This window comes from Allobrachymonas wangyanguii, assembly GCF_045055315.1.
GTDB lineage: Bacteria > Pseudomonadota > Gammaproteobacteria > Burkholderiales > Burkholderiaceae_C > Brachymonas > Brachymonas wangyanguii.
In genome coordinates this window covers 1,654,929-1,681,315 of record NZ_CP173677.1, presented here as the reverse complement: position 1 = coordinate 1,681,315, position 26,387 = coordinate 1,654,929, and the positions used below count along the sequence as shown (strand labels likewise).

The 26,387-nt window shown below is 63.2% G+C and carries 22 protein-coding genes and 1 tRNA gene; 17 read left to right on the top strand and 6 right to left on the bottom strand.

Annotated elements, in window-relative coordinates:
* Positions 1-63 precede the first annotated feature (63 nt).
* Positions 64-801 (top strand): class I SAM-dependent methyltransferase, encoded by a 738-nt coding sequence (locus tag ACI3EV_RS08135; RefSeq protein WP_329770965.1) that lies wholly within the window; start codon positions 64-66, stop codon positions 799-801.
* A 39-nt stretch (positions 802-840) separates the two neighbouring features.
* Here ACI3EV_RS08135 and ACI3EV_RS08130 read toward each other — a convergent pair whose 3' ends face one another.
* Positions 841-1,302: a RidA family protein gene (locus tag ACI3EV_RS08130; RefSeq protein ID WP_329770963.1), complete on the bottom strand. Its 462-nt coding sequence runs from the start codon at positions 1,300-1,302 to the stop codon at positions 841-843.
* Between the two features lie 132 nt (positions 1,303-1,434).
* Here ACI3EV_RS08130 and ACI3EV_RS08125 point away from each other — a divergent pair, with 132 nt between their 5' ends.
* The 3 genes from ACI3EV_RS08125 (at position 1,435) to ACI3EV_RS08115 (ending at position 6,342) form a co-directional block, all read left to right on the top strand.
* Complete coding sequence (locus ACI3EV_RS08125; protein ID WP_337691899.1) at positions 1,435-3,807, top strand: DNA internalization-related competence protein ComEC/Rec2; 2,373 nt, start codon at positions 1,435-1,437, stop codon at positions 3,805-3,807.
* 87 nt (positions 3,808-3,894) lie between these two features.
* On the top strand, positions 3,895-5,334 hold the full coding sequence (locus ACI3EV_RS08120) for a circularly permuted type 2 ATP-grasp protein (protein WP_337691900.1): 1,440 nt from the start codon (positions 3,895-3,897) through the stop codon (positions 5,332-5,334).
* A gap of 48 nt (positions 5,335-5,382) precedes the next feature.
* On the top strand, positions 5,383-6,342 hold the full coding sequence (locus tag ACI3EV_RS08115; RefSeq protein WP_337691901.1) for an alpha-E domain-containing protein: 960 nt from the start codon (positions 5,383-5,385) through the stop codon (positions 6,340-6,342).
* Positions 6,343-6,352: 10 nt separating this feature from the next.
* Here the strand turns inward: ACI3EV_RS08115 and ACI3EV_RS08110 are convergent, their stop codons facing one another.
* Positions 6,353-6,667, bottom strand: a complete 315-nt coding sequence (locus ACI3EV_RS08110; RefSeq protein WP_337691902.1) for a hypothetical protein — start codon at positions 6,665-6,667, stop codon at positions 6,353-6,355.
* 270 nt (positions 6,668-6,937) lie between these two features.
* On the opposite strand from ACI3EV_RS08110, the gene secA reads away from it, so the two are divergent.
* Together secA and argJ are read left to right on the top strand one after the other, a co-directional pair.
* Positions 6,938-9,712, top strand: coding sequence for a preprotein translocase subunit SecA (gene secA, locus ACI3EV_RS08105; RefSeq protein WP_329770954.1), 2,775 nt, complete (start codon positions 6,938-6,940; stop codon positions 9,710-9,712).
* Between the two features lie 28 nt (positions 9,713-9,740).
* Entirely contained in the window at positions 9,741-10,973 is a 1,233-nt protein-coding gene (argJ, locus tag ACI3EV_RS08100) for a bifunctional glutamate N-acetyltransferase/amino-acid acetyltransferase ArgJ (protein ID WP_329770953.1), read from the top strand.
* Positions 10,974-11,047: 74 nt separating this feature from the next.
* On the opposite strand, the gene ACI3EV_RS08095 is transcribed toward argJ, so the two are convergent.
* A complete protein-coding gene (locus ACI3EV_RS08095; protein ID WP_329770951.1) occupies positions 11,048-11,617 on the bottom strand; it encodes a peptidylprolyl isomerase in 570 nt (189 codons plus the stop codon).
* Positions 11,618-11,631: 14 nt separating this feature from the next.
* Between ACI3EV_RS08095 and ACI3EV_RS08090 the strand changes: the two genes are divergently transcribed.
* Both ACI3EV_RS08090 and ACI3EV_RS08085 read left to right on the top strand, forming a co-directional pair.
* A complete protein-coding gene (locus ACI3EV_RS08090) occupies positions 11,632-12,777 on the top strand; it encodes a cupin domain-containing protein (protein WP_329770950.1) in 1,146 nt (381 codons plus the stop codon).
* Between the two features lie 189 nt (positions 12,778-12,966).
* Entirely contained in the window at positions 12,967-13,272 is a 306-nt protein-coding gene (locus ACI3EV_RS08085; RefSeq protein ID WP_329770948.1) for a hypothetical protein, read from the top strand.
* A gap of 105 nt (positions 13,273-13,377) precedes the next feature.
* Here ACI3EV_RS08085 and ACI3EV_RS08080 read toward each other — a convergent pair whose 3' ends face one another.
* From ACI3EV_RS08080 to ACI3EV_RS08070, 3 genes are all read right to left on the bottom strand, one after another.
* Entirely contained in the window at positions 13,378-14,214 is an 837-nt protein-coding gene (locus tag ACI3EV_RS08080) for a UDP-2,3-diacylglucosamine diphosphatase (RefSeq protein ID WP_329770946.1), read from the bottom strand.
* Between the two features lie 79 nt (positions 14,215-14,293).
* Positions 14,294-14,800, bottom strand: a complete 507-nt coding sequence (locus tag ACI3EV_RS08075; RefSeq protein ID WP_329770944.1) for a peptidylprolyl isomerase — start codon at positions 14,798-14,800, stop codon at positions 14,294-14,296.
* Between the two features lie 48 nt (positions 14,801-14,848).
* Positions 14,849-15,538, bottom strand: a complete 690-nt coding sequence (locus ACI3EV_RS08070) for a peptidylprolyl isomerase (RefSeq protein WP_337691903.1) — start codon at positions 15,536-15,538, stop codon at positions 14,849-14,851.
* A gap of 243 nt (positions 15,539-15,781) precedes the next feature.
* Here ACI3EV_RS08070 and cysS point away from each other — a divergent pair, with 243 nt between their 5' ends.
* The 9 genes from cysS (at position 15,782) to ACI3EV_RS08025 (ending at position 26,325) form a co-directional block, all read left to right on the top strand.
* The gene (cysS, locus tag ACI3EV_RS08065; RefSeq protein WP_329770941.1) at positions 15,782-17,161 is read left to right on the top strand and encodes a cysteine--tRNA ligase; all 1,380 of its coding nucleotides are present in this window, start codon (positions 15,782-15,784) and stop codon (positions 17,159-17,161) included.
* Positions 17,161-17,862: a DNA-3-methyladenine glycosylase gene (locus ACI3EV_RS08060; RefSeq protein ID WP_329770940.1), complete on the top strand. Its 702-nt coding sequence runs from the start codon at positions 17,161-17,163 to the stop codon at positions 17,860-17,862. The genes cysS and ACI3EV_RS08060 overlap by 1 nt, the downstream gene beginning before the upstream one ends.
* Positions 17,863-17,953: 91 nt before the next feature.
* Complete coding sequence (locus ACI3EV_RS08055; protein ID WP_329770938.1) at positions 17,954-18,931, top strand: acetyl-CoA carboxylase carboxyltransferase subunit alpha; 978 nt, start codon at positions 17,954-17,956, stop codon at positions 18,929-18,931.
* On the top strand, positions 18,932-20,011 hold the full coding sequence (gene tilS / locus ACI3EV_RS08050) for a tRNA lysidine(34) synthetase TilS (RefSeq protein ID WP_329770937.1): 1,080 nt from the start codon (positions 18,932-18,934) through the stop codon (positions 20,009-20,011).
* A gap of 71 nt (positions 20,012-20,082) precedes the next feature.
* Positions 20,083-20,175: transfer RNA gene (locus ACI3EV_RS08045), tRNA-Ser, on the top strand.
* 56 nt (positions 20,176-20,231) lie between these two features.
* Positions 20,232-21,371, top strand: coding sequence for a DNA glycosylase AlkZ-like family protein (locus tag ACI3EV_RS08040; RefSeq protein WP_329770935.1), 1,140 nt, complete (start codon positions 20,232-20,234; stop codon positions 21,369-21,371).
* A 292-nt stretch (positions 21,372-21,663) separates the two neighbouring features.
* Entirely contained in the window at positions 21,664-24,750 is a 3,087-nt protein-coding gene (fdnG, locus tag ACI3EV_RS08035; protein ID WP_329771094.1) for a formate dehydrogenase-N subunit alpha, read from the top strand.
* A 13-nt stretch (positions 24,751-24,763) separates the two neighbouring features.
* The gene (gene fdxH, locus ACI3EV_RS08030; RefSeq protein WP_329770933.1) at positions 24,764-25,693 is read left to right on the top strand and encodes a formate dehydrogenase subunit beta; all 930 of its coding nucleotides are present in this window, start codon (positions 24,764-24,766) and stop codon (positions 25,691-25,693) included.
* Positions 25,690-26,325 (top strand): formate dehydrogenase subunit gamma, encoded by a 636-nt coding sequence (locus tag ACI3EV_RS08025; RefSeq protein ID WP_329770931.1) that lies wholly within the window; start codon positions 25,690-25,692, stop codon positions 26,323-26,325. Before fdxH ends, ACI3EV_RS08025 begins: the two co-directional genes overlap by 4 nt.
* Positions 26,326-26,387: the final 62 nt, after the last annotated feature.

The following is a 26,387-nucleotide window of genomic DNA, read 5'->3' as shown; positions in this document are numbered from 1 at the left end:
GGGCTGACTACGGTCCCTTCTACCTTGCGCATCCCGCTGGCAGGACGCGCGCTCGGCGATGCCATGTTTCCCCAACTGGCCATTCATGACCAGTATGCTGCCGGTGTGTTGCAGTCCATGGGCGACGACGGATCGCGCTGGGCGGAAGATCGCCACAGCATCTGGGGCGTGCTGGTCCGTACCCGGTTCATCCTCGACAAGGCGCTGGCGTTTCTGCAGCAGCATCCGGATGCCGTGTTCCTGAATCTGGGCTGTGGCCTGAGCCAGTATTTCCAGTGGCTGGACAGTGGCAGCAGCATCATGGTCGATGCCGACTTGCCTGAGGTGATGCAGTTGCGTGAGCAACTTCTTCCCTGCATCAATGCGCGTCATCATGCTGTCACGCTCGACCTCACCGCGCCGGACTGGTGGCAGCAGTTGCCGCTGCAGCAGATTGGCACGCGTCCGGTGTTCGTGATGCTGGAAGGCGTCACCATGTATCTGGACCCGGAACAGGTGCGAGACCTGCTGCATAGCCTGGCCACGCACCTGCCGATCGGTTCGCAGATGGTGATGGATGCCTTCAGCCAGCTGGCCTGCGGTTCGGCCTATTGGCATCCTTCGCTGCGTCAGACGGGAGCCAAGCTGCGCTGGGGCCTGACGCACGCCGGCAGCCTGCAGGCCCTGGAAGGGCGCCTGAAGCAGCTGGACTGCAAGGACGTGATGGCGGGTTATGACTGGACGCTGGCGATGGCCATGGGTGGCTTCACCATGCTGTCGGGCGTACCGTTCTACGCCATGTACCTGCTGTCCTGGGAATAAGGCACAGGCGCACCTTGGCGCGCCACCATGTTCAGGCCATCAGGCCAGTTCCACGATCATCTCGATTTCGACGCAGGCACCCAGCGGTAGCTGGGCCACGCCAAAGGCACTGCGCGCGTGCGTGCCCACTTCCGGACCGAACAGTTCGCCCAGCAGCTCGCTGCAGCCGTTGGTGACCAGGTGCTGCTCGGTGTAGTCGCTGGTGGAGTTGACCAGGCTCATCACCTTGACCACGCGCTTGATGCGCTTCAGGTCACCGGTGGCGGCCTGCAGCGTGCCGAGCAGGTCGATAGCGACGGCACGTGCCGCCTGGGCGCCGGTGGCGGTATCCATGTCCTTGCCGAGCTGGCCGGTCCAGACTGTGCCATCGCGTCGGGCGATGTGGCCGCTGAGGAACAGCAGGTTGCCGGTTTGCATGTAAGGCACATAGGCGGCAGCCGGCACGGCGACCGGCGGCAGGCTGATACCCTGGGCTTCGAGGCGGGTGTAGATATCGGACATGGGGGCTCCTGGTGAAGTGGGAGGGATTTGCGCTACCATCGCGGCATGCGTCAAATATTAATACAAAATAATTACTATACGGTAAGGCAGTCCAGCCGGATCTGGCCGTCGCCGGGCATCACGGGAGGCGCTATGGCCTGGCTGGCCGGAATCTGGCTGCAGCTGCAACAGGCCAGCCTGTCGGCCTTGCTGCATTACCAGCTGGCCGTGCTGCTGGCACTTGGCATCATCGGATTGTGCCTGAAACAGCGCCGCGCCTTGTCGGCCTTGTGGCTGGCCTTGGCCTGTCTGGGCTGGGGCGTGGCGGGCTGGCAGGCGCATGGCATGCAGGCACAGCAGCTGGATCCGGAACTGGAGGGGCAGACCTTGCTGGTCACCGGCGTGGTGCAAGGCCTGCCGCAGTGGTCGGCGGACGGGTCGCGCTTCGAATTCCTGGTGGAGCAGGCCTTGCTCCCGGATGGCCGTGCCGTGCGCCTGCCTGATCGCCTGTCGTTGGGCTGGTCGCAAGAGGCGGTTGCCGGGCAGTGCCAGGCTTGCGTGCAGCCGGGCGAGCGCTGGCAGCTCAGCCTGCAGCTGCGCCGGCCGCATGGCTATCGCAATCCCTTCGGCTTTGATCTGGAGCGCTGGATGTGGGAGCAGGGGCTGGGCGCCACGGCGCAGGTGCGTGCACAGGAGGGCGCCATGCGTCTGCCCGATGCGGGCTGGCTGTCTCCGCAGCATGCGCTGGATCGGGCACGGTTGCACGTGCGTGAGCAGATCCGGACGCGCTGGAGCGCAGGGGATGCAGAGGGCCAGCGCGCCGGCAATCTGCTGGTGGCGCTGGTGGTGGGGGATCAGGCAGCGATAGCGCAGGACGACTGGACCGTGTTCCGGCTGACTGGCATCGCGCACCTGGTGAGTATTTCCGGCCTGCATGTGACCATGTTTGCCTGGCTGGCAGCGGCCCTGGTCGGCTGGGGCTGGCGCTGGACGGCACGCCGGGGCTGGCCGTGCTGCCTGTGGTTGCCGGCACAGCATGCGGCGGCCATCGGTGCCTGCCTGCTGGCAGCTGGCTATGCCTGGTTCAGCGGTTGGGGCGTACCGGCGCAACGCACGGTCTGGATGCTGGCGGTGGTGGCCTTGCTGCGCTGCAGTGGCCGGCAATGGCCCTGGCATGCGGTGCTCGGTGCGGCTGCGGTGCTGGTGACGGCGCTGCATCCGCTGGCCTTGCTGCAGCCGGGTTTCTGGCTGAGCTTTGTGGCAGTGGGGGTGCTGTTCCTGACAGGTGATTCGGCGAAATCCGAAACCCCAGACAACTGGTGGGCGCGCCTGCTGGCAGCAGTACTCGCGTTTGGCCAGCAGCAACTGGTGGTGGTACTGGCGCTGACGCCGCTGGCCTTGCTGATGTTTGGCCAGGTGTCGGTGGTCGGCATACTGGCGAATGCAGTGGCCGTGCCCCTGGTGACCGTACTGGTCACGCCCTTGGCGATGCTGGGCATGCTGTGGGCACCACTCTGGACGCTGGCTGGTGTGATCCTGGAATGGTGCTGGCCGGGGCTGGTCTGGATGGCGGCCTATCCGTGGGCGGTCTACGGCACGGCGATGGCACCGGTCTGGGTTGGCGCCATCGGCATCGCTGGTGGCGCGTTGCTGTGCCTGCGCCTGCCGCTGTGGTGGCGTGCGCTGGGTGCGGTCTGCCTGGTGCCGGTACTGGGTTGGCAGGCTCCGGCACCGCCCGCTGGTGGTTTCAGCCTGCAGGCGGTGGATGTGGGGCAGGGTGGTGCCGTGCTGTTGCGTACGGCACGCCACAGCCTGCTGTTCGACACCGGCCCCGCTATTGGCCGCCATACCGATGCTGGCGAGCGCATCCTGGCACCGCTGCTGGCGGCGCAAGGCCTGCAGCTGGATCGCATCGTGCTCAGCCATTCCGATACCGACCATGTGGGCGGCCTGTTGTCCCTGCTGGCGAGCCAACCGCAGGCTAGGGTGTCGGGTGTGATCGAGCCGGACCATCCGCTGCAGGCGCAGCTGACGATCCAGCCCTGCCTGGCCGGGCAGCGCTGGGACTGGGATGGTGTGCAGTTCGAGGTGCTCTACCCGTCTGCGCAGGACCTGGCGGCGGGCGACTGGGGCAATAGCACCAGCTGCGTGCTGCGCGTCAGCAACGGCCAGCAGACTGCCATGCTGATGGGCGATGCCGAATTTGTCAGCGAGGAACGGCTGTTGCAGCGCTATCCGCCTGCGCAGCTGCGCGCCGATGTGCTGCTGGCCGGGCACCATGGCAGCAACAGCTCCACCAGCACGGCCTGGCTGCAGGCGGTGCAACCGCACTGGACGCTGATCCAGCATGGCTACCGGAATCGCTACGGCCATCCGCATGCCGAGGTGCTGCAACGGCTGCAGCAGCAGGGCAGCAGCGTGGTGCGCAGCGATGTCTGCGGTGCGGCATCGTGGAATTCCTGGCAAGCGGAGGTGGATTGCGAACGCGTCAAGGAGGCGCATTTCTGGTCGCACCGCTTGCCGTAAATGCCGTATTGCCGTCCGGGTACAAGTTCAGGCATGATCCCTGCATCTTGCCTGACGCAGCAGACACCTTGAGGAGTTCCGTTGATCATGTCCGCCTTTGATGAAATGTATGCCTCCTTGCCATACGCCGAGGACCAGGTACGTGAGCACTATCTGCGCTACGCCGAATGGCTGCGCGGCCAGACGGCCGAATCCATGGTGCGCCGGCGCGAAGAGGCCGAGATGATCTTCCGCAAGGTCGGCATCACCTTTGCCGTGTACGGCGAAAAGGACGAGGATGGTGCCGGCACCGAGCGCCTGATCCCGTTCGATCTGGTGCCGCGTATCATTCCGGCGCAGGAATGGCAGCGGCTGGAACAGGGGCTGTCGCAGCGCGTCACGGCGCTCAACCGCTTTATCCACGATGTCTACCATGGGCAGGAGATCCTGAAGGCCGGTGTGATTCCGGCAGAGCAGGTGCTGCAGAACGCACAGTATCGCCCGCAGATGGAAGGGCTGGCGGTGCCGCATGGCGTCTACTCGCACATCAGCGGCATCGATCTCGTGCGGGCCAGCCATGGCACGCAGCAGGGTGAGTATTTCGTGCTCGAGGACAATTTGCGCGTGCCCAGCGGTGTCAGCTACATGCTGGAAAATCGCAAGATGTCGATGCGCCTGTGCCCGGAACTGTTCCGCCACTACCAGGTGGAGCCGGTGGCGCATTACGCTGACCTGCTGCTGGAAACACTGCGCTCCTGTGCGCCGGCGGCGGTGTCCGATCCGGTGGTGGTGGTGCTGACGCCTGGCATGTACAACAGCGCCTATTTCGAGCACGCCTTCCTGGCGCAGCAGATGGGTGTGGAGCTGGTCGAGGGCCAGGACCTGTTCGTCAAGGACGGTTTTGTCTACATGCGTACCACGCAGGGACCGCAGCGCATTGACGTGATCTACCGCCGCATCGATGATGATTTTCTCGATCCGCGCGTGTTCCGGAGCGATTCGGCACTGGGCTGCGCCGGCCTGATGGAAGCCTACCGCAGTGGCCGGGTCAGCATCTGCAATGCAGTCGGCACCGGCATCGCCGATGACAAGTCGATCTACCCCTATGTGCCGAAGATGATCGAGTTCTACCTGGGGGAAAAGCCGATCCTGTCGAATGTGCCGACCTGGAGCTGCCGCGAGCCCGATGACTTGCGCCATGTGCTGGCGCATCTGGACGAGCTGGTGGTGAAGGAGGTGCACGGCGCTGGCGGCTACGGCATGCTGATCGGCCCGACGGCGAGCAAGGCCGAGGTGGCGGAATTCCGCCAGGTGCTGCAGGCGCACCCCGAACGCTATATCGCCCAGCCGACGCTGAGCCTGTCGAGTTGCCCGACCTATGTGGAGCAGGGCATTGCCCCGCGCCATATCGACCTGCGCCCGTTCGTGCTGTCCGGCGCCTCGGTGCAGATGGTGGCGGGTGGTCTGACCCGGGTTGCGCTCAAGGAGGGTTCGCTGGTCGTCAACTCCTCGCAGGGCGGCGGCACCAAGGACACCTGGGTCGTCTGATCCGCCTGATCTGCTTTTTCACCTTACACGCCAAAACCGGAAACGCGCATGCTCTCCAGAACCGCCGATCACCTCCTGTGGATGTCCCGCTACATCGAACGTGCGGAAAATACCGCGCGCATGCTCGATGTCAACTACCAGACCATGTTGCTGCCGCAATCGGCCAGCCAGGCCGAACAGGGCTGGTCCGGTCTGTTGTCGATCTGCGAACTGCTGCCGGCCTACCAGCGCCGACACGGTCGGATCCAGCCCGACAAGGTGATCGATTTCATGGTCGCCGATCTGGACAACCCGGCGTCCATCATGTCCTGCCTGCATGCCTCGCGCGAGAACGCCCGCGCGGTGCGCGGCACGCTCACCACCGAAGTCTGGGAAACCTACAACCAGATCTGGCTCGAGGCGCAGAAACTGCTGGAAACCGATGTGCTGCGCACCGATCCGAGCCGCTTCCTGGAATGGGTCAAGCACCATTCCCACCTGTCGCGCGGCGTGATCCTGGGCACCATGCTGCACGATCAGGCACTGCACTTCATGCGGCTGGGCACTTTTCTGGAGCGTGCCGACAACACGGCGCGACTGCTCGATGTGAAATTCCATGGCAGCGAACACACGCCGGCCATGGATCTTGACGATGACGAGGAGCTGGATTTCTACTACTGGAGCCACATCCTGCGCAGCGTCTCGGCCTTCGAGATCTACCGCAAGGTCTATCGCGATGTCATCACGCCCGAGCGCGTGGCCGAGCTGCTGATCATGCGCCCGGATATGCCGCGTTCGCTCGCCTACTGCCTGAACCAGGTGGTGGGTAATCTGGAAAGCATCGGGGCCGGCATGCACAGCGGCAGCCTGTCACGCCGGCTGGCCGGCCGCTTGCAGACCGATCTGCACTATGGCGATATCCGCGAGATCCTGCACACCGGGCTGCATGCCTACCTGACGCATTTCCTCGAGCGCATCCATGCGCTGGGCGTGGCAGTATCGCGCGAATTCCTGAACCCGGATCTCTGAGGTTGCCGGACTAGCGCTGCGGCCGGCTGCCGGCCATGTGCAGCCGGATGCGTTGCACCGGCAGGCCGTCCTGCTGCAACCGCGACAGCCACAGCGGCAGCAGCTGGCGCACCTTGGCCGCCACGGCATTGCCGGAAATGATGACGCACCACTCGCCGTCCTGCACCGCACCCCAGGTGATGCGGCTGCGCATCATCGGCGGCACCAGTCGCGCAATGCTCTGACTGCACTGCTGCGACAGCTGCATGCACTGCAGCAAGGATCCCAGGATCGGTGCTTCCTCGGCAGCCTGGTTGACGTGAATGGCGTAATGCTTGCGCTTCATGCAGGGATTATCGGCCAGTCGCCGCCGCCGTGCAGCACCTTGTCACACGCGCAGGGGCTGGTGACACATGGCAGACAGGTGGCAAGAGTAGAATAGATCGTCTTATCCGGCAGCGGGAGCCGGGTCCGGCATGGGGAGGTGGCTTGCAGTACGGCCTTTTGCCCCCATGTAGCCTTTTTCGGATTTCCCTATCCCGGTGCTCCGGTTTTCATTACCTACCAAGGACATGGCCGTCTGGCGCTGCCACAGCGCAGGCGGTGATGTAGATGCATGGCCACAATCCTGACAAAAATCTTCGGCAGCCGCAATGACCGTCTGCTGGGCAAGTACCGCAAGGTCGTCTCGCGCATCAACGCCCTCGAAAAAGAATACGAACAACTCACCGACGAACAGATTCCGGCCAAGACCGCGGAATTCCGCCAGCGCATCGCCGATGGCGCCAGCACCGACAGCCTGCTGCCCGAAGCCTTTGCGCTGGTGCGTGAGGCCTCGCGCCGCATCATGAAGATGCGCCACTTTGACGTCCAGATGATTGGTGGCCAGGCGCTGCACGAAGGCAAGATCGCCGAAATGCGCACCGGCGAGGGCAAGACCCTGACTGCCACGCTGCCGGTCTACCTGAATGCACTCACCGGCAAGGGCGTGCACGTGGTGACGGTCAACGACTACCTGGCCAGCCGTGACGCGCAGTGGATGGGCCGTCTGTACAACTTCCTGGGCATGACGGTGGGCATCAACCTGCCCAACATGGCGCGCGCCGAGAAGCAGCAGGCCTACGCCGCCGACATCACCTACGGCACCAACAACGAATTCGGCTTTGACTACCTGCGCGACAACATGGTCTACGACCTGAACGAGCGCGTGCAGCGTCCGCTGCACTACGCCATCGTCGACGAGGTGGACTCGATCCTGATCGACGAGGCACGCACGCCGCTGATCATCAGCGGCCAGGCCGACGACCATACCGAGATGTACCGCGTGATGAACCAGGTCGCGCCGCAGCTGACACGCCAGGAGGGCGAGGCCGATCCGCTGACCGGCGAAGGCGTGACCAAGCCGGGCGATTTCACCGTGGACGAAAAGGCGCATCAGGTCTACATGACCGACCAGGGTCACGAACGCGCCGAAGAGCTGCTCAGCAAGATCGGCCTGCTGCCCGAAGGTGCTTCGCTGTACGACCCGGCCAACATCACGCTGATGCACCACCTGTACGCCGCCCTGCGTGCGCACAACCTGTACCACCGCGACCAGCACTATGTGGTGCAGCAGGGTGAGAAGGGGCTGGAAATCGTCATCGTGGACGAATTTACCGGCCGCCTGATGGCAGGCCGCCGCTGGAGCGATGGCCTGCACCAGGCCGTGGAAGCGAAGGAAAACGTGCCGATCCAGGCCGAGAACCAGACGCTGGCCTCGATCACCTTCCAGAACTATTTCCGTCTCTATGAAAAGCTGTCCGGCATGACCGGTACCGCTGATACCGAGGCTTACGAATTCCAGGAAATCTACGGCCTCGAGACCGTGGTGATCCCGCCGAACCGCCCGAGTGCGCGCCAGGACCAGCTGGATCGCGTCTACAAGACCACGCCCGAGAAGTACCAGGCTGCCATTGACGATATCCGTGACTGCTACGAGCGTGGCCAGCCGGTGCTGGTCGGCACGACCTCGATCGAGAACTCCGAGATCATCTCCGGCATGCTCACCGAAGCTGGCCTGCCGCACCAGGTGCTCAATGCCAAGCAGCACGAGCGCGAAGCCGAGATCGTGGCCCAGGCCGGTCGTGCCAAGATGATCACGATTGCCACCAACATGGCCGGTCGCGGTACCGACATCGTGCTGGGTGGCAACCTGGAAAAGATGATTGCCGCCGTCGAGGCCGACACTTCGCTTGACGACGCCACGCGCCAGCAGCGCATCACCAGCCTGCGCGATAACTGGCAGTCCGACCACGACGCCATCCGTGAGCTGGGTGGCCTGCGCATCATCGCGACCGAGCGCCACGAATCGCGCCGTATCGACAACCAGCTGCGCGGCCGTTCCGGCCGCCAGGGTGACCCGGGTTCCTCGCGCTTCTACCTGAGCCTGGACGACCAGCTGATGCGCATCTTTGCCGGTGACCGCGTACGCGCCATCATGGACCGCCTGAAGATGCCCGAAGGCGAGGCCATCGAGGCCGGCATGGTGACGCGCAGCATCGAGAGCGCGCAGCGCAAGGTCGAGGCGCGCAACTTCGATATCCGCAAGCAGCTGCTCGAGTACGACGACGTCGCCAACGAGCAGCGCAAGGTGATCTACCGCCAGCGCAACGAGGTGCTGGAGTCGCTGGGCGTGCAGGACGTCGTGGACGGCCTGCGCCACGGCTGCTTCACCGATCTGGTGAACGCCTTCGTGCCGCCGGAAAGCATGGAAGAGCAGTGGGACCTGCCCGGCCTGGAAAAAGTGCTGGCCGAAGAGTGGGGCGTGCCCATGAACCTGCGCGCCGAGGTCGAGCAGTCCAGCAGCATGACCTCCGAGGACATCCTGGAGCGCGTACTGCAGGAAACCGATGCCGCCTTCCAGAGCAAGCTGGAGCTGGTCGGCGAAGAGCAGTTCGTCAACTTCGAGCGTGCCGTGGTGCTGCAGAGCATTGACACGCACTGGCGCGAGCACCTGAGCGCGCTGGACCATCTGCGCCAGGGCATCCACCTGCGCGGCTATGCGCAAAAGCAGCCCAAGCAGGAATACAAGCGCGAGGCCTTCGAACTGTTCGGCCAGATGCTGGACGCGATCAAGAATGATGTCACCCGCATCCTGATGACGGTGCGTATCCAGTCGCCCGAGCAGCTGGACCAGGCCGCCGACCAGATGGTGGGCAACGACGGTGGTGGCTACATCAACATCACCTACACTTCGCCCGATGAATCCGGCGAGCCGCAGCAGAACGCCGGTGTGCCGCTGGGTGAAGACGGCTCGCTGCCGCCCGAGGCCCTGGCTGGAGTCGGTCGCAACGATCCCTGCCCCTGCGGCAGTGGCAAGAAGTACAAGCAGTGCCACGGCAAGCTGAGCTGATTTTTCCTTCTTTTTTGCAGGAGCTTCCATGCCCGTACAACTCCAAGCCCCCCGTCCCGAAGATCTGCATCCGGTCGCCGGCGTGCGTCTGGGCGTGACCGAAGCCGGTGTGCGCAAGGCCAACCGCAAGGACCTGACCGTGATCCTGCTGGACGAGGGTGCCAGCGTTGGTGCCGTATTTACGCAGAACCGCTATTGCGCCGCACCGGTGCAGGTCTGCCGCGAACATCTGGCGGCCGACAACGCGGCCATTCGCGCACTGGTGGTCAACACCGGCAATGCCAACGCCGGTACCGGTGCCAGCGGCCTGCAGCATGCGCGCCAGACCTGCGATGCCATGGCGGCACAGCTTGGCGTGCAGCCGCAGCAGATCCTGCCGTTCTCGACCGGCGTGATCATGGAGCCGCTGCCGGTGGATCGCATCATCGCCAAATTGCCGGATGCGATCGCCGCAGCCGCGCCGGACCAGTGGGCCGTGGCCGCCGAAGGCATCATGACCACCGATACCCTGCCCAAGGCCTACAGTGCCACGGCAGAAATCGGCGGTGCTAGCGTCCACATCACCGGCATCAGCAAGGGTGCCGGCATGATCCGCCCGAACATGGCCACCATGCTGGGCTTTCTGGCCACCGACGCGCGTGTCAGCCAGGGCGTGATGGCACAGCTGGCGCGTGAGCTGGCTGATGGCTCGTTCAACCGCATCACCATCGATGGCGATACCTCCACCAACGATTCCTTTGTCGTGATCGCCAGCAACCAGGCCGACCATGCCGAGATCACCTCGCTCGACAGCGCTGACGGTCAGGCGCTGAAGGCGGCGATGCAGGCGGTGGCACTGAAGCTGGCACAGGCCATCGTGCGCGATGGCGAGGGTGCCACCAAGTTCATCACGGTGCAGGTCGAAGGCGGCAAGACCGCCGAGGAGTGTCGTCTGGCGGCCTATGCGATCGCGCATTCGCCGCTGGTCAAGACCGCCTTCTACGCCAGCGACCCGAATCTGGGCCGCATCCTGGCGGCGGTAGGATATGCCGGCATCACCGATCTGGACCAGGAAAAGATCGAGCTCTACCTGGATGACGTGCATGTGGTCACGCAAGGTGGCCGCAACCCGTCCTACCAGGAAGCGGATGGCCAGCGCGTGATGCAGCAGGCCGAGATCACCGTGCGCGTGCAACTGGGTCGCGGTGATGCCTCCGACACGGTCTGGACCTGCGACTTCAGCCACGATTACGTGAGCATCAATGCGGATTACCGGTCGTGATCTGATCGGCTGATCCAGACATGACAAAGGCGGCTCCATGAGCCGCCTTTTGCGTTTGCAGGGTAGGGATGAACTCAGTGCAGCGTATCGTTGCCCGGCAGCAACTGCGCCCCCGGCTCCAGCTTGAAGAAGCCGGTGCCGGCCGAACCGCGACCGATTTCGTCCACCGTGGCTTCGCGCACGCCGTGGATGCGCAGCTGCAGGTGCAGGCTGATGCCGGCCAGCGGGTGGTTGCCGTCCAGCACCACGTGATCGGGATACAGGTCAGTCACGATATAGAGCGCGTCCTGCGGGATGTCCGCGCTGCAGCCGGCGGGCAGGCCCTGGCCGTCAAACGTCATGCCTTCCTCGGTCTCGGCCGGGAACAGCGTGCGTGCTTCCAGGAAGATCAGGTTCTCGTCGTAATCGCCAAAGGCGTCCAGCGGCTCCAGATCCAGCTTGATCGTGTCGCCGACCTGGCGGCCAATCAGCGCCTGGTCGATGCTGTTCAGCAGGTCATCGCCGCCGACCAGGAATTCGACCGGGTCTTCCAGCTCGTCCAGCACATCGCCCATGGAGTCTTTCATGACCCAGGTCAGGGCCACCACCGACTGGTCAGTGACGGCAGGGGTGTCAGGGGTATCGGTATCTGTGGTGTTTTCCATTGCACAATTGTCCCATGAACACGCAAATCCCCATGGCCCTGCTGGGTCAACTTTCTCCCGCCGATTTCATGCAGCAATACTGGCAGCGCCAGCCGCTGGTGATCCGCCAGGCGATTCCCGGTTTCCAGCCCTTGCTCAGCCGCGAGGAACTGGCCGATCTGGCCAGCCAGGACGAGGTCGAATCGCGCCTGATCGGCGATTTTCCAGATGGTGGCTGGCAGATGGAGCGTGGCCCGTTCGAGGCGGAAGACCTGCCGGATTACGACGAGCCGAAATGGACGCTGCTGGTGCAGGGCGTGGACCTGCACGATGCCGCGGTGCACCAGCTGATGCAGCAGTTCCGCTTCATTCCCGATGCGCGCCTTGACGACGTGATGATCAGCTACGCTACAGAAGGCGGTGGCGTCGGTCCGCACTTTGACAGCTACGATGTGTTCCTGCTGCAGGCCATGGGCAAGCGCCGCTGGCGCATCGGCCGCCAGGAAGATCGAACGCTGGTGCCGGATCTGCCGGTGCGCATCCTGGCCGATTTCCAGCCGGAAGAGGAGTTCGTGCTGGAGCCGGGCGACATGCTTTACCTGCCGCCGGGCTGGGCGCATGACGGCATCGCCGAAGATGGCGAGTGCATGACTTATTCCATCGGCTTCCGCGTGCCGCAGCGTGGCGATCTGGCACGTGAACTGCTGGGCCGCATGGCCGATCCGGCTGCCGATGCGCTGGGCGAGGATCTGTATGAAGATGCCGACCAGCCGGCGGTACAGGCCTCGGCGGCGATTCCGGTCAGCATGCAGGATTTTGCGCGGCAGGCCATTGCAGAAGCGTTACAGGATGATGACAATCTGGCATGCGCCTTGGGCGAATACCTGACCGAACCGAAAGCCAACGTCTGGTTTGACGTGCCGGAGCAGCAGCCCGAGGTGCTACAGGCCTGCTTCTGGCTGGATCGCCGTACGCGCATGTTGTATGACGAGCGCCATGTGTTCATCAACGGTGAAAGCTACCGCGCTGCAGGGGAAGATGCGGCGCTGATGCGCCAGTTGGCCAACCAGCGCCAGCTCGATGCCGACGCGCTGGCTACGGCGAGCGAGGAGGCGCGGGCGCTGTTGCTGTCCTGGGCTGATGATGGTTGGGGCCATACAGGTGCTGCATTGCAGCAATGATGTGGCAAGCTGACAACAGATTGACAATTGCTCACAAGCAGGGTGTCAGCTTCTGTCAGCTTAGCGGGTGTTTTCCCTATAATGCGGTGCAGGGGGCAAGTAACGGGCTTCCTCCCGTCTTCTGCCGACAGGCAGAAAACACTCCCGGAAACTGTTTCGTACCCAACACATTCCTCAAGGATTGAAAAAATGAACAAGTCTTACCTGATCGCTGCTGTTATCGCTGCTGCTGCCCTGACCGCTTGCGGCAAGAAAGAAGACGCTGCTGTGCAAGCCGCTTCTGCTGCTGCTTCCGCTACTGATGCTGCTGCTTCCGCTGTTGACGCTGCTGCTTCCGCTGCTGCTACCACCGTGGACAACGCTGCTTCCGCTACGGCTGACGCCGCTGCTTCCGCTGCTGCTGTTGCTACCGACGCTGCTGCTTCCGCAGTTGACGCCGCTGCTTCCGCTGTGGACGCTGCTGCTTCTGCTGTTGACGCTGCTGCTTCCAAGTAAGCACAGGTCAGCCACATGGCAGCGCAAGCTGCCATGCAGCACCAAAAACCGCCTTGAATTCAAGGCGGTTTTTTCATGCCTGAAAGCAGGCGGATTCAGGTGGATTCAGACGGCGGCCGCTGGTGGCAGGCGCTGCCAGCCAGCATGGTCGGCTTGCCAGCGCAGCACCTCGGCGCGTTGCGGGCCGCGGCCGGGCTCCAGCTGCCAGTCGCTCAGCACGATGCGTTGCAGCGCGCAGCTGTCTTCCGGCAGATGCAGGGCGTGTTCGCCGGGGCGGTGCGTATGGCCATGGATCAGCGTGGCAGCGTCATGCGCCTGCAGCCAGGCACGCGCCAGTGCCGGATCCACATCGGCATAGCCTTCCACGCCCAGTTCGTTCTTGCGTGCATCGCTCTGGGCGCGCATCTGCTGCGTCATCGCCATGCGCACGGCCAGCGGCTGCTGCAGGAATTGCTGCTGCACCGCCGGGTTGCGCACCGTCTGGCGGAATTGCATATAGGCCACATCATCAATGCATAGCGCATCGCCGTGGCTGAGCAGCACGCGCTCGCCATCGGGCAGCTGCAGCACGCTCGGGTCCGGCAGCAGGCGCGCCTGCGCATGCTCGCAGAAGGCCTGTGCCAGCAGGAAATCGCGGTTGCCATGCATCAGGAACACCTGGCAGCCGCGTGCCGCCAATGCGGCCAGCTCGTCAGCCACCAGCTGCTCGAAAGCATGGTTGCTGTCCTGCAGCACATCGTCACCGATCCAGACTTCAAAGATGTCGCCGAGCAGGAACAGGGCCTGCGCCGGCGTCTGGCGCAGGTAGCCGAGCAGGGCCTGCCAGGTGGCGCCGTCCTGCTGCAGGTGCAGGTCGGAAATGCAGTCGATGGTGTGCCAGCCGGCATCGGCCAGCAGCAGTTCGGCGTCAGGAATCGGGTGCGTGGGGGCAGGCGTGCTCATGGGCGTGTGGCGGGAATCGGATCAAGAAAAAGGCCACGGCAGCGAGGGGCTGCGTGGCCTGTGCGATAGCGCTGTCAGATCAGAGCACGGTGGCCTTCTCGACCAGCACGTCGTCCTTCGGCACATCATCGTGGTAGCCGCGGCGGCCGGTCACGACCTTGGCGATCTGGTCGACCACTTCCGTGCCGCTCACGACCTTGCCGAATACCGCATAGCCCCAGCCCTGGGCCGTGGGGGACTTGAAGTTCAGGAAGTCGTTGTTGGCGACGTTGATGAAGAACTGGGCGCTGGCAGAGTGCGGCGCAGAAGTACGGGCCATGGAGATGGTGTACTTGTCGTTCTTCAGGCCGTTGTCGGCTTCATTCTTGATTTCGGCAGCGGTGGGCTTCTGGTCCATGCCGGGGACGAAACCGCCGCCCTGGATCATGAAGCCGGGAATCACGCGGTGGAAAATGGTGCCGTCATAGTGGCCCTTGTTCACGTACTCCAGGAAGTTGGCCACGGTCACGGGCGCCTTTTCGGCGTCCAGTTCGATGGTGATGTTGCCGAGGCCGGCGATCTGCAGTTCGACTTGGGGGTTGGACATGGGTTGCCTTTGTATCTGAAAAATGAGCTGCCAATGGCAGACGAACGCTTATTTTATCTGTGTCGCCGATTCGATCAGCACGGTGTGGCGCGGAACATCACTGGCAAAAGGGCCAAGCGGGCCGGTCGGCTGCTGGCGTATGCGCATCACGGTGTCCATGCCGCTGACGACCTTGCCGAAAACCGTGTAGCCGTAGAGCTGCGGTGCGCGCTCCAGGCTGGCACGCGACACGTTGGTGTAAGTGCGGCCCTGGTAGACAAAGCGTGGCACCGGATCGGCATCGGGAATCGGCACCGGATCAAGGAAGCCGTTGTCCTTTACGTTGATGAAGAACTGGGCGCCGGCAGAATCGGGATCATTGGTGCGCGCCATGGCGATGCTGCCCGTGACGTTGCGCAGGCCGGCCTGGTAGGCCTGGCGACCTTCGTGCACCACGCGCTGGCGCGCCGGGCGTTCGATCAGCTTGGCATCATAACCGCCGCCCTGGATCATGAAGTCCGGAATCACGCGGTGGAAGATGGTGCCATCGTAGTGCTTCGCCTTCACGTAGTGCAGGAAGTTGGCCACGGTTTTGGGCGCCTTGTCCGGATATAGCTCGACCACGAAGTTGCCCTCGCTGGTAGTGAACTGGACTTGCGGTGCCGGCTTGGCTGCCAGCGCCGGCGTACCCAGCGTCAGCATCAGGGCGCTGGCCAGCAGGGTACGGCGACTGGAAAAAAAGAAGGTGCGTGGTGTCATGGAAAGAGCTTTGCAAAGGGATTCGAGGCATCAGGCAGGCGCATTATGGCAGCATACGGCAAGAGGCCTGCCACACGCTGTGTCCGGCTGTTGCCGAATGCAATCATCGGTTTGGGGTACCATTGGAAGTCCTGACGTACTTTTTGACAGTGCGTCCAGACCGCTTCAGCCCGACAGCAGCCTGTCGGGCTTTTTCAGCCGTGGCGTCTGCTGCGGCCAGTCTCCGGATTTCTCCACACGACGATGACGCTCCGTATCTACAACACGCTGGCGCGTGACCTGCAAGATTTTGTCCCGCTCGAACCTGGCCATGTGCGCATGTATGTGTGCGGCATGACGGTGTACGACCTGTGCCATCTCGGCCATGCGCGCGTGATGGTGGCATTTGACGTGGTGCAGCGCTGGCTGCGAGCCAGCGGCTACCGCGTCACCTATGTGCGCAACATCACCGATATCGACGACAAGATCATCAAGCGTGCGCTGGAGAATGGCGAAACCATGCGCGGCCTGACCGATCGCATGATTGCTGCCATGCATGAAGATGCCGATGCGCTCGGCATCGAGCGCCCGACGCACGAGCCGCGCGCCACCGATTTCGTGCCGCAGATGCTGTCCATCATCGGCACGCTGCAGGACAAGGGCCTGGCCTACCAGGCCGGCAATGGCGACATGCTGTATGCGGTGCGCAAGTTTCCCGGTTACGGCAAGCTGTCCGGCAAGTCGCCTGACGAGCTGCGCGCCGGCGAGCGCGTGGCGGTGCAGGACGGCAAGCAGGATCCGCTCGATTTCGTGTTGTGGAAATCGGCCAAGGAAGGCGAGCCGGAAGAGGCCAAGTGGAGCAGCCCCTACGGCAGCGGCCGTCCGGGCTGGCATATCGAGTGCTCGGCGATGAGCTGCGCGCTGCTGGGCGAAACTTTTGACATCCACGGTGGCGGTGCCGACCTGCAGTTTCCGCACCACGAGAACGAGATCGCCCAGAGTGAAGGCGCCCATGGCGACGGCTTTGCGCGCCTGTGGATGCACAACGGCTTTGTGCGCGTGGACAACGAGAAAATGTCCAAGAGCCTGGGCAACTTCTTCACCATCCGCGAGGTGCTGCAGGACTACGACGCCGAAACCGTGCGATTCTTTATTTTGCGCGCGCACTACCGTAGCCCGCTCAACTACAGCGATGCCCATCTGGACGATGCGCGCGCCGCGCTCAAGCGCCTGTACACGGCGTTGAGCCTGGTGCCGGCCGAGGTGCCCGCCAGCATGGACTGGACCAATCCGTATGCGGCGCGCTTCCAGGCCGCCATGGATGAGGATTTCGGTACGCCCGAGGCGGTGGCCGTGCTGTTCGAACTGGCGTCCGAAGTCAACCGCAGCCAGTCGCCGGAACTGGCCGGCCTGCTGAAGGCGTTGGGTGGCGTGATCGGCCTGCTGCAGGCGGATCCGCAGCAGTTCCTGCAGGCGGGTGCCAGCCTCGACGCTGCCGCCATCGAGCAGCAGATTGCCGCGCGCGCTGCCGCCAAGGTGGCCAAGGACTGGGCTGAGGCCGACCGCATCCGCAAGGACCTGCTGGAGCAGGGCGTGGTGCTGAAGGACAGTGCCAGCGGCACGACCTGGGAAATGGCACAGTAATGGGCAGTAGCAGTAACCAGGCACTGGTCGTGAGCAGCACCCGCGCATCTACCGTCGCCGTTCCGGTACAGGAGCTGACCGTGCCATTTCCGGATTATTGGGCCGAGGCCTGCAAGCAGCTGGCGCGGCGCGATCGCGTCATGAAACGGCTGATTCCGCTGTATGCGCATACCAGCCTGCAGTCGCGTGGCGATGCCTTCAGCACGCTGGCGCGCAGCATCATCGGCCAGCAGATATCCGTCAAGGCAGCGCAGTCGGTGTGGAACCGTTTTGAAGCGGCCTGTGGCCAGATGCTGCCGCAGCAGGTGCTGGCGCTACCGACCGAGCAGATGCGTGCGGCCGGCCTGAGCGCACGCAAGGCGGATTATCTGCATGACTTGGCGCTGCACTTTGCCGAAGACCGGCTGCACCCGCAGGCCTGGCAGGGCATGGACGACGAGGCCATCATCAGCGAACTGGTGCAGATCCGCGGCATCGGCCGCTGGACTGCCGAGATGTTCCTGATGTTCCACCTGTTGCGCCCGAACGTGCTGCCGCTGGACGATGCCGGCCTGGTGAAAGGTATCAGCCAGAACTATTTTTCCGGCGAACCGGTCAGCCGCAGCGACATGCGCGAGGTGGCCGAAGCCTGGAAACCCTGGTGCACTGTCGCCACCTGGTTCATCTGGCGCTCGCTGGAACCGGTGCCGGTGGCTTACTGAAGTCCAGTTACCCTCCCAACCATCGCGTTCTGACCGTGGGTCAGGGCAATGCAACTTACAATACGCGGCATGTTCCCCCAAAGGAGTTCAAGTGGCCAAACGGACCTTCCTCGATTTCGAGCAACCCATTGCCGAACTTGAAAACAAGATCGAAGAACTGCGCCAGGTGCAGAGCGAATCGGCGGTTGACATCTCTTCCGAGATCGACCAGCTGAGCAAGAAGAGCCAGCAGCTCACCAAGGATATCTACAGTGACCTGACCGCCTGGCAGATCACGCGGATCGCGCGTCACCCCGACCGGCCCTATACGCTGGACTATGTGCGCGAGATCTTTACCGATTTCGTCGAGATGCATGGCGACCGCCATTTTGCCGATGACCGTTCCATCGTCGGCGGCCTGGCGCGCTTCAACGGCAGGCCCTGCATGGTGCTGGGCCAGCAGAAGGGCCGCGACACCAAGGAGCGCGGCCTGCGCAACTTCGGCATGAGTAAGCCCGAAGGCTATCGCAAGGCGCTGCGCCTGATGAAGACGGCCGAGAAGTTCGGCCTGCCGGTGTTCACCTTTGTCGATACTCCGGGCGCCTATCCCGGCATCGACGCCGAGGAGCGCGGCCAGAGCGAGGCGATTGGCCGCAACATCTTCGAGATGGCGCAGCTGGAAGTGCCGATCATCACCACCATCATCGGTGAGGGTGGTTCCGGTGGCGCGCTGGCAATCAGCGTGGCCGACCAGGTGCTGATGCTGCAGTATTCCGTTTATTCCGTGATCAGTCCCGAAGGCTGTGCCTCCATCCTGTGGAAGACCGCCGACCGCGCCGAGGAAGCCGCCGAGGCGCTGGGCGTGACGGCACCACGCCTGAAATCGCTGGGCCTGGTCGACAAGATCGTGAACGAGCCGGTGGGCGGCGCCCATACCAACCACCAGCAGATGGCCAGCAAGCTGAAGACGGCGCTGGTCGATGCGCTGAACCAGGTGGTGGAGCTGCCGGTGAACGAGCTGCTGGACCGGCGCTACGATCGCCTGCAGAGCTACGGCCGTTTCAAGGATACCGGCCCGGCTGCCGCCTGAGTGACAACGCCCTTGGCTGATGCCAGCCAGGCCGGCCTGCCGGCCCTGATGGACTGGCCCGACTCCGATACCGACCGCGCGCTGCAACAGTGGTGGCAGGCCTGGCCGCAGCCCGGCCCGACCGTGCTTGGTATCGCCTACAGCGGTGGTGCCGATTCCACCGCCTTGCTGCTGGCAGCAGTGCGCCTGCTGCTGCGCCAGCGCGATGAGCTTCCGGCGCTGCGCTGGCCGACGCGGTTGGTGGTGCTGCATGTGCACCATGGCCTGCAACAGGCCGCGGATGGCTTTGAACACCACGGGCAGGTTTTTTGCGCCGCACTGCAGGCAGCGCACCCGATATTGCAGCAGGATCTGCACTGGTGCAGCCGCCATATCCAGGTCGATCACCAGCCCGGCGCCAGCCTGGAAGCCAGTGCGCGCCAGGCGCGTTATGGCACGCTGGCCGAGATGGCACGCGAGCAGGGCGCCAGCCTGGTGTTGCTGGGCCAGCATGCCGATGACCAGGCCGAAAGCCTGCTGCTGGCGCTGAGCCGTGGCGCCGGTGTCGCCGGTCTGGCGGCAATGGCGGCACGCTTTAAGCGCCATGGCATGCTGTTTGCCAGGCCGCTGCTGGATGTACCTGCGGCTGAATTGCGGCGCTGGCTGCAAGCATGGCAGGTGCCCTGGATCGATGACCCCACCAACGTGGACCAGCGCTTTACGCGCAACCGCTTCCGCCATACGCTGCTGCCGGTGCTGGAGCAGGCCATGCCGGCGTTCCGCAGCAGCTTCGCCCGCAGCGCCCGCTTGGCGGCCGAAGCCGACCAGCTGTTGCAGGAACTGGCTGCGATCGACCTGCAGCAGGCCGGCCAGCCGCCGCGCATCCGGACCTTGCAGGCACTGTCACTTGCACGCCAGGCCAATGCCTTGCGCCATTGGCTCAAGCAGGCACATGGCGTGATCGGCAGTGAGGCGCAGCTGCATGCCTTGCTGGAGGTGCTGGCGGCCTGCACCACGCGTGGCCACCAGATCCGGATCCGGGTCGGGCCGGGCTATGTGGTGCGGCAGGGTGAGTTGCTGGGGTGGGTGGAACAGGCCTGAGCCTTGTTTCGCAAAAGTTGGGTTGGCGTGCTGACAAACGATAAAAAACTGCGCTACAATAGCGCTTTGCTGGAGACGTGACCGAGAGGCCGAAGGTGCTCCCCTGCTAAGGGAGTATGGGGTGTAGAGCCCCATCGAGGGTTCGAATCCCTCCGTCTCCGCCAGAATCAGCCCGCCCTGACGCAAGTCAGGGCGGGCTTTTTTGTGTACCCATACTTCCATGTCCACTGCACCCAAGCTTGAAGATTTGCGCCGTTATGCAATAGCGCGCAGCCTGTTCCCTGCGACAACGCTGCTGGCCGCCATCCGTCGTCTGGGCTTTGTACAGGCAGACCCGATACGTGCGCCAGCCCGAGCGCAGGATCTGACTTTGCGGCATCGTGTGCAGGGTTATCGTGCAGGCGATCTGGAGCGGCGTTATGAACGGCTACCAGTCGATGAAGACTATTTGGTCAACTATGGTTTTCTGCCAAGCGAAGCCGTGTCCCTGTTGCAGCCACGCCAGCCAAAACGCGTCTGGGATGCAGATATCCTGCGCAAGGCTGCCGATGTACTGGCGTTTGTGCGTGAGCGGGGAGAAGTGCATCCGCGAGAGCTGGAGAAGCATATTGCCCAAGGACGGGTGCAGAACTACTGGGGCGGTTCGAGCCGAGCCGGTACGCAGCTGCTGAACGATATGCATTACCGCGGTTTGCTCCGGGTCAAGCGGCGTGACAGTGGCACGCGTATCTATGCCTTGGCCAGCCATCCCGCGCTGGACGACAGTCCGCAGGATCAGGCTCGACGTGCTACCGCATTGATCGACCTGGTGGTGAACAAGTACGCACCCTTGCCAGCCAGTAGCCTGACATATCTGGTACGACTGCTGGATTACGGAGCACCGCATCTGTCGCAACAGACGCGTACTGCGCTAAATCTGACGCGCCAGACCTTGAGCAGTTGCCAGATAGCAGGGACTACTTGGTACTGGCCTTCCGATGAGTGTCCAGCTTCCCATCGGGACCTGGTGGATGAGGGCGTGCGCTTGCTGGCACCGTTTGATCCCATCGTTTGGGATCGGGCGCGGTTTTCTCGATTCTGGAACTGGGATTACAAGCTAGAAGCCTATACCCCGGCAGCGCAGCGACGGTTTGGCTATTATGCTTTGCCCATGCTCTGGCATGATCAGGTGGTTGGTTGGGCCAATGTGACCATCAAGGCCGGACGACTGGATGCCAGCTTCGGCTATGTCACAGGCACGCGTCCTGGAGCGCTCGGCTTCAAAAAGGGACTGGATCAGGAGCTGCAGCGCATGGAGCAATTTCTTGCCTCGCGTGCGGATACGTCTCTGGCCGGGAACGGCCAGAGCCCGGCAGCCTGATAAAAACTGGCCAAGTCGTGTGCTTGCTGCCTTAGGCTTTCGATGTGTTATGTCTGCAAGCGCATAACGATCCTCCATTGGTTAAAGTATTAACTGAGTAAGACGGCAGGTTGAGGTTGCGGCCAGACAAGGTACACGGTGAATGGCCGATAATGTTGCTGCTGGCAACCAGTCCAACATGGCAGAATTACGCTCCTGTACCGGGTTAACCCGGTCTCACGGTGATAACTGTCAGGCTACGATGGACTGGCAGTCACAATTTTCATAAATGCTCTTGGAGGACACGGCCATGATGGATATGGACCGGAGACAATTCTTCCGGGTCAGTGGGGCAGGGCTGGCAGGTTCCAGCATGGTGGTCCTGGGCTTCTCGCCCACCGCCGCACTTGCCGAAACGCGCCAGTTCAAGCTGGCACGTACCACGGAAACCCGTAACACCTGCACCTACTGTTCGGTAGGTTGCGGCCTGATCATGTACACCCTGGGTGATGGCGCCAAGAACGTGCGCGGCAGCATCATCCACATCGAAGGCGACCCGGATCACCCGGTCAGCCGTGGTTCCCTGTGCCCGAAGGGCGCCGGCATCCTGGACTACGTCAAGAGTCCGAACCGCCTGCGTTACCCCGAGGTGCGCGAGCCCGGTACCAACGAGTGGAAGCGCCTGAGCTGGGATGAGGCCCTGGGCCGCATCACCAAGCTGATGAAGGAAGACCGCGACGCCAACTTTATCGCCACCAACGAAGCTGGCCAGACGGTGAACCGCTGGACCACGACAGGTTTCCTGGCTGCGTCTGCCTCCTCCAACGAGGCGGGCTATATCACCCACAAGGTGATGCGCAGTACGGGTGCCATCGTCTTCGACAACCAGGCACGTGTCTGACACGCCCCGACGGTAGCCAGTCTGGCTCCGACGTTTGGGCGCGGCGCGATGACCAACCATTGGGAGGACATCAAGAACGCCGATCTCGTGCTGATCATGGGCGGTAACGCCGCCGAAGCACACCCCGTGGGTTTCAAGTGGGTGATCGAGGCCAAGCAACGCAACAAGGCGAAGCTGGTCGTGGTCGATCCGCGCTTTACCCGTTCCGCAGCCGTTGCCGACTACTACGCACCGCTGCGTGCCGGTTCTGACATCGCCTTCCTGGGCGGCGTCATCAACTACCTGTTGAGCAATGACAAGATCCAGACCGAATACGTCCGGAACTACACCAACGCCGCGTTCATCGTGAACGAGGGCTATAGCTTCACTGACGGCCTGTTCTCGGGCTACGACGAAGCGAAGCGTGGCTACGACAACAGCAGCTGGGCCTACGAGAAGGAAGGCGATCACGCCAAGATTGATCCGACCATGCAGCACCCGCGCTGCGTGTTGCAGATCATGAAGAGCCACTACAGCCGCTATACGCCGGAAGTGGTGGAGCAGATCACCGGTACGCCCAAGGAGAAATTCCTGAAGGTTGCCGAGATGATCGGCAGCACGGCCACGACCGACCGCGTGATGACGATTCTGTACGCGCTGGGCTGGACCCAGCACAGCATGGGCTCGGAAATCATCCGTACCGCGGCCATGGTGCAGCTGCTGCTGGGCAACATCGGCCAGCTGGGTGGTGGCATCAATGCGCTGCGTGGCCACAGCAACATCCAGGGTCTGACCGACCTGGGCCTGCTGTCCACCAGCCTGCCGGGCTACCTGAGCCTGCCGCGCGACAGCGAGCAGGAGCTGCAGGGCTATCTGGACGCGCGCTCGACCAAGCCGCTGCGCCCGAATCAGATGAGCTACTGGCAGAACTATCCCAAGTTCTTCGTGAGCTACCAGAAGGCGACCTGGGGCGCGGCTGCGACCAAGGAAAACAACTGGGCCTACGATTACCTGCCCAAGTACGACCGTCTGTATGACATCCTGACTGCGTTCGAGCTGATGAACCAGGGCAAGCTCAATGGCTACTTCTGCCAGGGCTTCAACCCGGTCGGTTCCTTCCCGAACAAGAAGAAGATCATCAGCGGCCTGAGCAAGCTCAAGTACCTGGTGGTGATGGATCCGCTGAACACCGAGACCGCCGAGTTCTGGAAGAACCACGGCGAGTACAACGATGTGAAGCCGGAAGAAATCCAGACCGCCGTGTTCCGCATTCCGACCTGCTGCTTTGCCGAGGAGGATGGCTCCATCACCAACTCCAGCCGCTGGCTGCAGTGGCACTGGAAGGGCGCCAACCCGCCGGGCGAAGCCAAGCCGGACATGGAAATCATGGCCCAGATCTTCATCCGCCTGCGCGATGCCTATCGCAAGGACGGTGGTGCCTTCCCGGATCCGATCGTGAATCTGGACTGGAAGTACAAGGTGCCGCATGCGCCCACCGCCACCGAGCTGGCGATGGAGTCCAACGGCTATGCCGTGACCGATGTGGTTGCGCCGGCAGACCCGAACAATCCGGGCGCGGCAGCACAGGTGCTGGCCAAGGCCGGTGAGCAGCTGTCCGGTTTCGGCCTGCTGCGTGATGACGGTTCTACCGCTTCCGGTTGCTGGATCTACGCCGGCTCCTGGACGCCGGCCGGCAACCAGATGGCGCGCCGCGACAACACCGACGTCTACGACAATGGCCAGACCCCGAACTGGGCCTGGTCGTGGCCGGCCAACCGCCGTATCCTGTACAACGCTGCGTCTGCGCGTCCCGATGGTTCGCCCTGGGATCCGAAGCGCCGCCTGGTGTGGTGGAACGGCAGCAAGTGGGTCGGTGCCGACGTGCCTGACTACAAGGCGGATGCGAACCCGGCTGATCCGGACCGCATGATGCCCTTCATCATGACTGGTGAAGGCACGGGTCGCCTGTTTGCCCCGACTGGCCTGGCCGATGGCCCGCTGCCGGAGCATTACGAGCCCTTCGAGTCGCCGCTGGAAAACAACCCGATGCACCCGAACAACCCGAAGGCGCGCGCCAACCCGGCCGCCCGCGTGTTCAAGGGGGACATGGAAGCCTTTGGCAAGCCGGCGGACTTCCCGTACGTGGCAACCAGCTATCGTCTGGTCGAGCACTTCCACTACTGGACCAAGAACGCGCTGAGCAATGCCATCCTGCAGCCGCAGCAATTCGTCGAGATCGGCGTTGAGCTGGCCAAGGACAAGGGCATCAACAACGGCGACATGGTGAAGGTCTCGAGCAACCGTGGCTACATCAAGGCCGTGGCGGTGGTGACCAAGCGCATTCCGCGCCTGACGGTCGATGGCAAGCCGGTGGATACCGTTGGCCTGCCGAACCACTGGGGCTTTGTGGGGCTGACCAAGCCCGGCTATCTGGTGAACACGCTGACCCCGTTCGTGGGCGACGCCAACACCCAGACGCCCGAGTACAAGAGCTTTACCGTGAACATCGAGAAGGCCTGAGCAGGAGCACGACATGTCATCTTTGCAATCCCTTGACATCGCCAAGCGCTCTGCCACGACCACGCCGTCTCCGCAGGTGCGCAAGGAGGCGACTCCTGAAGTCGCCAAACTGATCGACGTTTCCAGCTGCATCGGCTGCAAGGCCTGCCAGGTAGCCTGCATGCAGTGGAACGACCTCCGCCCCGAAGTGGGCCACAACGTCGGGGTGTACGACAACCCGGCTGATCTGGGCCCCGAGGCCTGGACCGTCATGCGCTTCGCCGAAGTCGAAGTCGAGGAAGACCGTCTGGAGTGGCTGATCCGCAAGGACGGCTGCATGCACTGCGAGGATCCGGGCTGCCTGAAGGCCTGCCCGTCCCCCGGTGCCATCGTCCAGTACGCCAACGGTATCGTCGACTTCATCAGCGAGCACTGCATTGGCTGCGGCTACTGCGTGAAGGGTTGCCCGTTCGATATCCCGCGCATCAACACGGTGGACAACAAGGCGTACAAGTGCTCCCTGTGCTCCGACCGTGTGGGCGTGGGCCTGGAACCGGCTTGCGTGAAAACCTGCCCGACCGGCGCGATCCGCTTCGGTACCAAGGAAGACATGCTGCACTTCGGCGAGACCCGCGTGGCCGACCTGAAGGAGCGTGGCTACGAGAATGCCGGCATCTACGACCCCGAGGGCGTGGGTGGCACGCACGTGGTCTATGTGCTGCAGCACGCGGACAAGCCCGAGATCTATAACGATCTGCCCAAGGATCCGTCCATCAGCCCCTGGGTGTCGCTGTGGAAGGGCGCGGCCAAGCCGCTGGCGCTGGCCGCCATGATCGGTGCCGCCGTGACCGGCTTCTTCCACTACGTGAAGGTAGGCCCGGTGCCCGAGCCCGAGGACGAGAACGATGTGGCCGACCCGGTTGGCTACGCTGATTCGACTAGCCGTCGTGAAGGAGATGCATGATGAAACGCTACCTGCAACGCTATGGCAGCATGATGCGCTTCAACCACTGGATCATGGTGCTGCTGTTCGGCCTGGCCGGCTTCTCCGGTCTGGCCCTGTTCCACCCGAGCCTGTTCTTCCTGAACAACCTGTTCGGCGGTCCGCAGTGGACGCGTATCCTGCACCCCTACCTGGGTGTGGGCGTGTTCATCGCCTTCTTGTTCATGTTCTTTGCCCTGGCCAAGGACAACCTCTTCGGTCCGCGTGACATGGAGTGGATCAACAAGTCGTCGGACATGCTGAAGGGCAACAAGGCAGCGATGCCGCCTGCTGGCAAGTACAACGCTGGCCAGAAGGGTGTGTTCTGGGTGATGGCCATCTGCCTGCTGCTGCTGCTGGTGACCGGTCTGCTGTTCTGGCAACAATGGTTTGCCGATTCGGTGCCGATTCCGCTGCAGCGTGCCGCGGTGGTGATCCATGCCATTTCCGCCTTCATCATCTCGCTGGTGGTGGTCATGCATATCTACGCGGCCCTGTGGGTGAAGGGCACGGTCCGTGCCATGACCCAGGGTACGGTCTCTGCTGGCTGGGCCAAGCAGAACCATTATCTGTGGTACAAAAAGGTCACTGGCCAAGGCGCTGACAAGCGCTGATCCCGCCGGCTGACGGATACCTCCCAGGCCCCGGCACCCAGTGTGCCGGGGTCGTTTTTTAT